This window comes from Enterococcus sp. 3C7_DIV0644 (genome assembly GCF_002141235.1).
GTDB classification, from domain to species: domain Bacteria; phylum Bacillota; class Bacilli; order Lactobacillales; family Enterococcaceae; genus Enterococcus_D; species Enterococcus_D entomosocium.
On record NZ_NGLK01000001.1, the window covers coordinates 3,572,291 to 3,581,309 of the forward strand.

A 9,019-nucleotide genomic window follows, 5' to 3' on the forward strand; every position below is an offset into this window, starting at 1 on the left:
ATTTTGCAGGTTTCAACTTTCTATTCTCATTTTCAAGTAAAATAGAAGAGTAGCTGTGAAATGGAGGCAATTAGATTGATAGGACAGACCGTAGAAAAAATATTACTCGAGAACCAAGAAAATTTCTTGGTGCCGGCAGAAAATGTGGCATCGGTATTTTATAACCACCCTTTGAGTCACGCATTGCTTGTTTTATCAAAAGTGGGCTATTCAAAGATCCCTGTACTAGATAGTGAGGACCATTTAGTCGGCTTAATCAGCCTCTCAAACATCGTAGAACGCATGATGGATCTCACTGGCTTCAGTATGGAAAATATTGAAGGGCTGACTGTGGCAGATGTCATGGAAGTCAATGTGAATTGCATCAAAGAAAACGATGAGTTGGAAAGTATGCTGCATTTGTTAGTAGATCAAGCATTCTTGCCGATCGTTGATGATGACAATGTCTTTGTTGGTATTATCACCCGCAAAGAGATTTTAAAATCCGTCAATCATTTGGCGCACGAAATTGAAAGACGCTATTTGCTGATTTCTAAAGAGGATGCCCCAAAGATGACAGATGAACTGCATGTGGTATAGAAAAAAGGTTATCCCAGCTTCGGGATAACCTTTTTTAAATACCGACGATCGGCGCATTGGGGATCGTATAGCCTTTGGCAGTTAAAGCATCGATCGATGCGGCCAAAAATTCCTCTTTGATTTTCCATTGCGTACCGTTGGTCACATACATGGTCGTACGAATTGCAAAGTTGTTGTTCCCCAGATCCACTAAACCGAAGACCGTAGGGGCCGTTTGAATCTCTTCTTCATGCTGCTGAGCAATCTGTTCATTGACTTCTTCAATGATGGCACGTATTTCATCTAAGCCTTCAGATGGTAAGATACGTACGTCGACCACGACTTGCATATTGGCTCTTGATGTATTACTGATGGTCGTGATGTTACGATTTGGGATATAATGAACGGTTCCATCAACGGATTTTAATTGAACAGTCCGAATACCGACTGCCGTCACCGTACCTTCAAGCGTCAGATTGGTCAAGCGGACGTAATCACCAACATTGATTTGTTGCTCGGTAATAATAAAGAAGCCAGTAATCAAGTCGTTCATAAAACCTTGGGCGCCTAAACCAAGTGCGACACCGACGACTCCGGCACCTGCTAATAGAGAGCCTACAGGTACGCCGATGGTTGAAAGGAGTGCATAGACAAAAAAGAAGCCTAATGTGTAATGAACCGTATTGCGGATCAGGGTATGGATCGTGTTGATTCGACTCACATTGAAACTGGCTTTTTTTTCATAGGAACGATAGATCCGATCGATGATCATATTGCTTATTTTCAATAAAATACCGAATAGGATACATAAAAAAAGCAACATCAATGCTTTTTGAATCAGTAGGCCAATGATCGATTCCCAGTCGATGGACGCCCACCATTTTTGCAATGCATTGAGCTGAGCAGCTGCTGGTTCAGTAATGCTGGAACCACTTGAATCGGTCGTGTTAGCTGCGAGTAGCAGTTGTTTCATAAAATCCCTCCAAGTCTTACTGCATCTATTTTAACGAAGATAAAATAGAAATGCAAAGGAGGTTTTCTGAAATACCTGTTTTTTTCAGAAAAAGCCTGCTCAGCCAACGGGTAGGCAAATAGCAGACTTTTCTATGACTATCATTGATTAAGATAAATGAACGCCTTTATCAACAAAAATCACTTCGCCGATAATCCCGCTTGATAAAGGACTGATCAAGAAGGCACAAGCATTGCCGACTTCTTCGATCGTTACACCAATATGATCTGGTGTTCGATCCTCTGACAATTGGATCAGTTTTTGATAGTCTTTTACACCAGTTACTGCCAGCGTCTTGATGGCGCCAGCTGAAATCGCATTGACACGGATCTTTTGCGGTGAAAGTTCGGCAGCTAAATAGCGAACACTTGATTCCAAAGCAGCTTTCGCAATACCCATCATGTTGTAGTTTGGTACTGCCCGTTCGGCACCTAAGTAGGAAAGGGTAACGATTCCAGCATTTTCAGCTAAGATTGGTTTGGCATATTTAGTGACGGCAATCAATGAATAACTGCTGATGTCTTGCGCCAAAGCATAACCGTCACGAGAAATATTCAAAATGTCGCCAGAAAGATCTTCTTTATTAGCATAAGCGACGGCATGGACGACACCATGGATCTCTCCAGCATATTCTTTGATTGTATCAAAGGCGGCAGCAATGCTTTCGTCATTAGCGACGTCACACTCCACTACAAATTCATCAGATTCCAATAAGCGCTCTAAAGGCTTCTTCATGCGGTCGTTTTGATACGTGTAGATCACTTCGGCTCCTTGTGCTTTTAATGCTTGTGCACAGCCCCAAGCGATACTGCGTTTGTTGGCAACGCCCATGACGACAACTTTTTTACCGGTTAAAAAACTCATAATTCCACTCCTTAATTAATTCAACAATAATAATTGTTTGATTGTCAAACTATTTTTTTCTTAATAAATATTTAGTTGCGAATTCCGCTGAACTATGATACTTTGATAATCAAACTATAATAAATTCTTAAGCAAGGAAGGGAAACCATGAAAAAACTATTGACTGAAACAGAAGTCATGGATTTGATTCCAAATCGCTACCCAATTATATATATTGATTATGTCGATGAAATCGAGTCTGGCAAAAAGATTATCGCAACGAAAAATGTTACCATCAACGAAGACTTTTTCCAAGGTCATTTTCCGGGAAATCCAGTAATGCCGGGTGCCTTGATTTTAGAAACATTGGCACAAGCAGGATCGATCCTGATCTTGAAATCCGAGGAATTCCAAGGTAGAACGGCGTATATCGGCGGCATCAACAAAGCCAAATTCCGTCAAAAAGTTGTTCCGGGAGATACTATGAAACTTGTTTTTGAGATCACCAAAATCAAAGGCTCCGTTGGAACTGCTGATGCGGTAGCGACAGTGGATGGCAAAAAAGCTGCTGAGTGCGAATTTACCTTTATCGTAGGCGACCAAAAGTAAAAGAAAACCGCTGAAATTCCCGAGTATCGGAGACTTCAGCGGTTTTTTTTATTTATTCTTTGGCTTCTTGTAAGACCTTGATCGTTTCGATCTTCACTGGCTCAACCGGTTGAGAATTCTCACCATTGCCAGAGTCTTGGGTTTCTGCTTGCGCAATTTTATCTACGACATCCATGCCTTCGATCACTTGACCAAAAACGGTATAGCTACCGTCCAATTGTGGTGTTCCACCATTTTTGTAGGCTTCGATGATTTTTTCAGGATAGTGTTGGATCGCTAGACCGTCGGATACGTCTTGATCATTTTGAACGATGTAGAATTGACTGCCTTGGCTGTTTGGCGCACTTGATTTTGCCATTGCCAATGCGCCTCGCAAGTGATAAAGCTGGTTCGAGTATTCTTCGCCGAATCCTTCGCCCCATATGCTTTCTCCGCCAGTGCCATCACCATTAGGGTCGCCCCCTTGGATCATAAACTCTTCTACGACACGATGGAAAGTCAAGCCGTCATAATAACCATCTTTGGCATGGGTCAAAAAGTTTTCGACTGCTTTGGGCGCGATCTCTGGGAAAAGTTTGATTTTGATCGAGCCTTCTTCCGTCACCATTTCAACTAAAGCTTCATTCTCTTGCACATCCGTTGATAATTGCGGCAATTCCAGGGCATTCAAGTCAACGGATTCTGAGGTCGACGTGCTTTCTGCCGAATTGCTTGATGAGGGATCGGTGGTACTTGAACCTGTACAAGCAGCTAATAATAAAAGGCTAGCAGCTGCTGTCAGTGTGAATAGGATTTTTTTCATTCTTTCATTCCTTCCAGTTTTCTTAATGATAATCATAACAAAAAAGAGACATAGAAGAAAGCGCAGATTTTGTGGAATGAGAAAGAAACAGGCGGAAAGGTGTAGACCACTTTTTAGATGTTTGCTATAATGAAAGAGGATTCATTATAATAAACGGATAGAATTTACAGGAGGTTTTTTTGATGGGAAAATTAGGGATATCGATTTATCCAGAGCGCTCAACGTTTGAAAAGGACAAAGCGTATTTAGACTTGGCACACAAATACGGCTTTAAACGGGTATTTACCAGTTTGCTGCAAATCAACGATGACAAAGAAAAAGTCTTGGCAGACTTTAAACAAGTCGTGGATTATGCCAATCAGTTAGGAATGGAAGTCATGGTAGATATCAATCCTGGTTTATTCGAACAGCTAGGTATTTCTTATGATGATTTATCCTTCTTTGATGAGATGGGGGCTTACGGTGTTCGGTTAGATATTGGTTTTACTGGTTCAGAAGAAGCCAAAATGACGCGTAATCCTTACGGGATTAAAATCGAAATCAATATGAGCAGTGGTACGAGCTACGTGGATAACATCATGAGTTATTCGCCTAATAATGAAAATTTACTAGGCTCGCATAACTTCTATCCTCATCGCTATTCAGGGTTGGGCTACGACCATTTCGTTTTTTGTTCGGAAAAATTCCGCAAATACAATTTAAATACGATGGCTTTCGTGAATTCTCACGAAGCTGATTTCGGTCCATGGCCAACACAAGATGGTTTATGCTCTTTGGAAGATCATCGTGATCTGCCACTAGCTACGCAAGTCAAACATTTAGTGTTGACTGGCTTGATCGATGATATCTCTGTTGGAAATGCCTATGCTTCAGAAGAAGAATTGGCAGCAATGGCTGAAGCGTTTCACGCGGATTATCCGACATTAAGAGTCGATGTCGTTGACGGAATCACTGAAGATGAACGAATTTGTCTCTTCGATAATCTGCACAGCTATCGAGGAGATCGTTCGGAATACATCTTGCGTTCAACGATGACGCGGATCTATTATAAAGACAAGGAATTTCCGCCTCATGATACCCGTGATATGGTAAGAGGGGATGTCTTGATCGATAATGCTGGCTATGGACAATACAAAGGGGAGACGCAAATCGCCTTGAAAGCAATGAAAAATGATGGTCGAGTCAATGTCGTTGGTAAGATCGCTGATGAGGAACTATTCTTATTAGAATTTTTGAAACCTTGGTCAAGTTTTAAATTGGTCGAAAATAACTAATTACCACGAAAATCAACCATTGCCAACAAAGATTGTTGGCAATGGTTTTCTTTTTGGGCGCTTGCGATTGACAAACATGAGCAAAAAACGGTAATTTATGTAGTGGGTTCTTTCCTTGAGGAATGACGAAACCATAATAATATTATGTAAACTACATAACAAGAGGACGTGACAAGTGTGAAATTGCGCTGGAAGATTGCCATCGGAGTGGCTGTATTAGCAATTGCAGGATTAGGGTATGCAGGAAACTATTTTTACGATTATGCGGTGGTTCCTTCAGAAAAAGATTTTTTGGAAGGAGATACCCCTGGTACGGATGAAAATCAGACAGGAAATGAATCGCAAAATTGGTTTACAGATCCAGCAAATCGTGAGATGTGGCAGCTAACTTCTGAAGATGATTTAAAATTATCCGCCATTTATCTACCGGCGGAGGAGAAGAATCGCGGGAAAACGGCGATCATCGCGCATGGCTATATGGGGAACGCAGAAACGATGGCGGACTACGCTAAGATGTATCATGATTTAGGCTATAATGTCTTGGTTCCAGACGCTCGAGGGCATGGTCAAAGCGAAGGAGATTATATTGGTTTTGGGTGGCACGAACGTAAGGATTATTTGCAATGGATCGATGAAGTACTCACAAAAAATGGTTCTGAAGAAACGATCACTTTGTATGGCATCAGTATGGGGGCTGCCACGGTAATGATGACCAGTGGGGAAGACTTACCGAAAAATGTCACTTCTATTATTGAAGATTGTGGGTATACCAACGTCAATGAAGAATTGGGTTATCAACTCGATCAATTGTTTGGTCTACCGGCCTTTCCATTGATGAATGTCACTAGTCTTGTCACAAAAATCCGAGCGGGGTATTTCTTCGGTGAAGCAGATGCAGTCAAACAACTGCAAAAGAATACGCGTCCGATCTTTTTTATCCATGGCGATGCGGATACGTTTGTTCCTTATTCGATGCTGGATATTTTGTATAACGCGACCGACGCACCAAAAGAAAAGTGGGTTGTTTCAGGTGCCGAGCATGCGAAAAGCTACAAAACAGATCCAGACCTTTATAAAGAAAACATTGCAGCTTTTTTGGACAAATACGATCATCCAGCAAGTGAATAAAAAAGTGCCGGTTCTAAAAAAGAACCGGCACTTTTTGCTTGACCTTTAGCTTATAAACGAGCAAATTCTTCTAGCAAGCGAATCATTTGGCAAGTAAAGCCGTATTCATTATCATACCAAGCGACGGTTTTCACCAGTTGGAAATCGCCAGCAGTGGTTACTTCTGTTTGTGTCGGATCAAAGATAGACCCTTGAGTGGTACCAATCACATCTCCAGAGACGATTTCACGGTCATCGTAACCGAATGACGGATTATCGACGGTGTGTTTTCTGATCGCTTCATTGACTTCATCGGCGGTTACTTTGGTTTTCAAAATTGAGACTAACTCTGTTAAAGAACCATCGACGACCGGAACCCGTTGGGCGTGGCCTTGTAATTTGCCATTTAATTCTGGGATAACCAAACCGATTGCTTTGGCGGCACCCGTTGAGTGAGGGATCGTGTTGTCAGCAGCGGAACGAGCGGCTCTTAAGTTTCCGCCTTTTACAGGACCATCCAATAGCATTTGAGTAGAAGTATACGCATGAACCGTCGTCATCGTACCAACTTCGATCCCGAATTCCTCATTTAAAAAGTAGGCCATTGGAGCTAAGCAGTTGGTCGTACAAGAACCTGCGGATATGATAGTATCATCCGGTGTTAACGTGTCTGAGTTGACATTGTAAACGATCGTTTTCATATTACCAGCTGGTGCGGAGATAACGACTCGTTTGACACCTGCATCAAGATGGGCCTGGGCTTTTTCTGCGGAAGTGTAAAAACCCGTACATTCTAATACGATATCGACGCCATTTTCTTTTGCCCAGGGGATTTTGCTTGCGTCTGGTTCAGCGTACACTCGGGTCTCTTTGCCATCGACAACGATAGCATTATCCGTTGCAGTAACAGTTCCAGTGTACGTGCCGTGGGTCGAGTCAAATTGCAATAGATGTGCTAACATTACGGGGCTTGTTAAATCATTGATTGCCACAACTTCAATATCGGCAGAAACTTCTCTGATCCTACGAAAAGCCAAACGTCCAATTCGTCCAAAACCATTGATTCCAACTTTTACTGTCATTTCTTGTTTCCTCCTTTGATTGTGTACTGGTACACTTAAAAGTTTGCTACGATTTCCTGTGACTGTCAAAGAATAACCCTTAAGAATTCGCGATTTCTTACGGAAACCCATGAGAAAAGATAGACAAAAGGCGTTTCGGTCGTTACAATAAAATAGACTTTCTTATTAGAGAAATAGTAACCACTTAAAGTGAGATAACTGATAATCAAAAAGTATAGAAGGTAGTAAAAAAAGAATGGAGGACAAATAATGTCCATGTTTTTAGATCAAGTGACAATCGATGTCAAAGCAGGAAAAGGCGGCGACGGAATGGTTGCTTTTCGCCGAGAGAAATATGTCCCAGACGGCGGACCCGCAGGTGGGGACGGGGGACGTGGCGGTGATGTCATTTTAGTCGTAGACGAAGGTTTGCGTACATTAATGGATTTTCGCTTTAATCGTCATTTTAAAGCGCAACCCGGGGAAAATGGCATGAGTAAAGGAATGCACGGCCGTGGCTCAGATGATACTTACATCAAAGTACCCCAAGGCACCACCGTTCGTGATGCTGAAACAGGTGCCTTATTAGGTGATTTGATTGAGCAAGGTCAAACATTAGTAATCGCAAAAGGCGGGCGGGGCGGCCGTGGGAACATTCGGTTTGCTTCTCCAAAAAATCCAGCCCCAGAATTAGCAGAGAACGGAGAACCCGGTCAAGAAAGAAAGATCGAGCTCGAACTAAAAGTCTTAGCAGATGTTGGTTTAGTTGGTTTCCCTTCAGTTGGGAAGTCAACATTACTCTCTGTGATTTCGTCTGCTCGTCCAAAAATCGGCGCGTATCATTTTACAACACTGGTGCCAAATTTAGGCATGGTAACGACCACTGATGGTCGTAGTTTTGCAGTAGCCGATCTGCCTGGCTTGATCGAAGGTGCTTCGCAAGGTGTTGGTTTAGGGACTCAGTTTTTACGTCATATCGAACGGACGCGGGTCATTTTACATGTGATCGATATGAGCGGCATGGAAGGGCGCGATCCATATGAAGACTATTTATCCATCAACAATGAATTGTCGACCCATAACTTGCGCTTACTAGAGCGCCCACAGATCATCGTTGCCAATAAGATGGATATGCCGGATGCTGAAGAAAACCTAGCCCTTTTCAAAGAGCAGCTGGCAAAAGAAAAAACGGATGAGTTCGCGGATGAACCAATGATTTTCCCAATCTCTGGTGTCACTCGTAAGGGAATCGATGCCTTGCTGAATGCGACAGCGGATCTATTGGAAGTCACTCCTGAGTTCCTCTTGTACGATGAAGAAATCGAAGAAGATGTGGTTCATTACGGCTTCCAATCGGATGAACCGGAGTTTGCAATCGATCGCGATCCTGATGCAACTTGGATCTTGAGCGGTGAGAAAATCGAAAAACTATTCCAAATGACGAACTTTGATCACGATGAGACTGTGATGCGTTTTGCTCGTCAATTACGTGGATTGGGTGTCGATGAAGCATTGCGTGCGAGAGGTGCCAAAGACGGTGATATTGTGCGTATCGGTAATTTTGAATTTGAGTTTGTCGAATAAGCGTTTAAAAGAACATCATTTTTTTAAAAAAATCCTTCATAGTTGAATTGGTTTTGACTGCCGATCATTGATTTTCTCTAAGAAATCAATGATCAGCAGTCTTTTTGGTTTCTTTTTTCATTTAAATGATTTACTGTTAAAATAAAGAAAAGAACAAATAAACCAAAGG

The 9,019-nt window shown here is 42.2% G+C and carries 9 protein-coding genes; 5 read left to right on the forward strand and 4 right to left on the reverse strand.

Annotated elements, in window-relative coordinates; genetic code table 11:
* Window positions 1-75: 75 nt before the first annotated feature.
* Window positions 76-579 carry a cyclic-di-AMP-binding protein CbpB gene (gene cbpB / locus A5877_RS16865; protein WP_005226181.1) on the forward strand — a complete coding sequence of 168 codons (504 nt, stop codon included), beginning with the start codon at window positions 76-78 and terminating at the stop codon, window positions 577-579.
* 34 nt (window positions 580-613) lie between these two features.
* Here the strand turns inward: cbpB and A5877_RS16870 are convergent, their stop codons facing one another.
* Window positions 614-1,531 carry a mechanosensitive ion channel family protein gene (locus A5877_RS16870; RefSeq protein WP_016619951.1) on the reverse strand — a complete coding sequence of 306 codons (918 nt, stop codon included), beginning with the start codon at window positions 1,529-1,531 and terminating at the stop codon, window positions 614-616.
* Between the two features lie 147 nt (window positions 1,532-1,678).
* On the reverse strand, window positions 1,679-2,434 hold the full coding sequence (fabI, locus tag A5877_RS16875; protein WP_005236100.1) for an enoyl-ACP reductase FabI: 756 nt from the start codon (window positions 2,432-2,434) through the stop codon (window positions 1,679-1,681).
* A 147-nt stretch (window positions 2,435-2,581) separates the two neighbouring features.
* On the opposite strand from fabI, the gene fabZ reads away from it, so the two are divergent.
* The gene (fabZ, locus tag A5877_RS16880) at window positions 2,582-3,022 is read left to right on the forward strand and encodes a 3-hydroxyacyl-ACP dehydratase FabZ (protein WP_005226178.1); all 441 of its coding nucleotides are present in this window, start codon (window positions 2,582-2,584) and stop codon (window positions 3,020-3,022) included.
* 52 nt (window positions 3,023-3,074) lie between these two features.
* Here the strand turns inward: fabZ and A5877_RS16885 are convergent, their stop codons facing one another.
* The gene (locus tag A5877_RS16885) at window positions 3,075-3,824 is read right to left on the reverse strand and encodes a peptidylprolyl isomerase (RefSeq protein WP_008381897.1); all 750 of its coding nucleotides are present in this window, start codon (window positions 3,822-3,824) and stop codon (window positions 3,075-3,077) included.
* Window positions 3,825-4,006: 182 nt separating this feature from the next.
* Here A5877_RS16885 and A5877_RS16890 point away from each other — a divergent pair, with 182 nt between their 5' ends.
* On the forward strand, window positions 4,007-5,098 hold the full coding sequence (locus A5877_RS16890; protein WP_086317400.1) for a DUF871 domain-containing protein: 1,092 nt from the start codon (window positions 4,007-4,009) through the stop codon (window positions 5,096-5,098).
* A 177-nt stretch (window positions 5,099-5,275) separates the two neighbouring features.
* Window positions 5,276-6,226 (forward strand): alpha/beta hydrolase, encoded by a 951-nt coding sequence (locus tag A5877_RS16895; protein WP_086317402.1) that lies wholly within the window; start codon window positions 5,276-5,278, stop codon window positions 6,224-6,226.
* Between the two features lie 50 nt (window positions 6,227-6,276).
* On the opposite strand, the gene gap is transcribed toward A5877_RS16895, so the two are convergent.
* Window positions 6,277-7,287, reverse strand: a complete 1,011-nt coding sequence (gene gap / locus A5877_RS16900; RefSeq protein WP_086317405.1) for a type I glyceraldehyde-3-phosphate dehydrogenase — start codon at window positions 7,285-7,287, stop codon at window positions 6,277-6,279.
* Window positions 7,288-7,536: 249 nt separating this feature from the next.
* Between gap and obgE the strand changes: the two genes are divergently transcribed.
* Window positions 7,537-8,850 (forward strand): GTPase ObgE, encoded by a 1,314-nt coding sequence (gene obgE / locus A5877_RS16905; protein WP_042890376.1) that lies wholly within the window; start codon window positions 7,537-7,539, stop codon window positions 8,848-8,850.
* The last annotated feature ends 169 nt before the right edge of the window (window positions 8,851-9,019 follow it).

Bases quoted from the DNA above. Each gene is read 5' to 3' on its own strand.
- A5877_RS16870 (WP_016619951.1), bottom strand. From the start codon at position 1,531: ATGAAACAACTGCTACTCGCAGCTAACACGACCGATTCAAGTGGTTCC.
- fabI (WP_005236100.1), bottom strand. From the start codon at position 2,434: ATGAGTTTTTTAACCGGTAAAAAAGTTGTCGTCATGGGCGTTGCCAAC.
- fabZ (WP_005226178.1), top strand. From the start codon at position 2,582: ATGAAAAAACTATTGACTGAAACAGAAGTCATGGATTTGATTCCAAAT.
- A5877_RS16885 (WP_008381897.1), bottom strand. From the start codon at position 3,824: ATGAAAAAAATCCTATTCACACTGACAGCAGCTGCTAGCCTTTTATTA.
- A5877_RS16890 (WP_086317400.1), top strand. From the start codon at position 4,007: ATGGGAAAATTAGGGATATCGATTTATCCAGAGCGCTCAACGTTTGAA.
- gap (WP_086317405.1), bottom strand. From the start codon at position 7,287: ATGACAGTAAAAGTTGGAATCAATGGTTTTGGACGAATTGGACGTTTG.
- obgE (WP_042890376.1), top strand. From the start codon at position 7,537: ATGTCCATGTTTTTAGATCAAGTGACAATCGATGTCAAAGCAGGAAAA.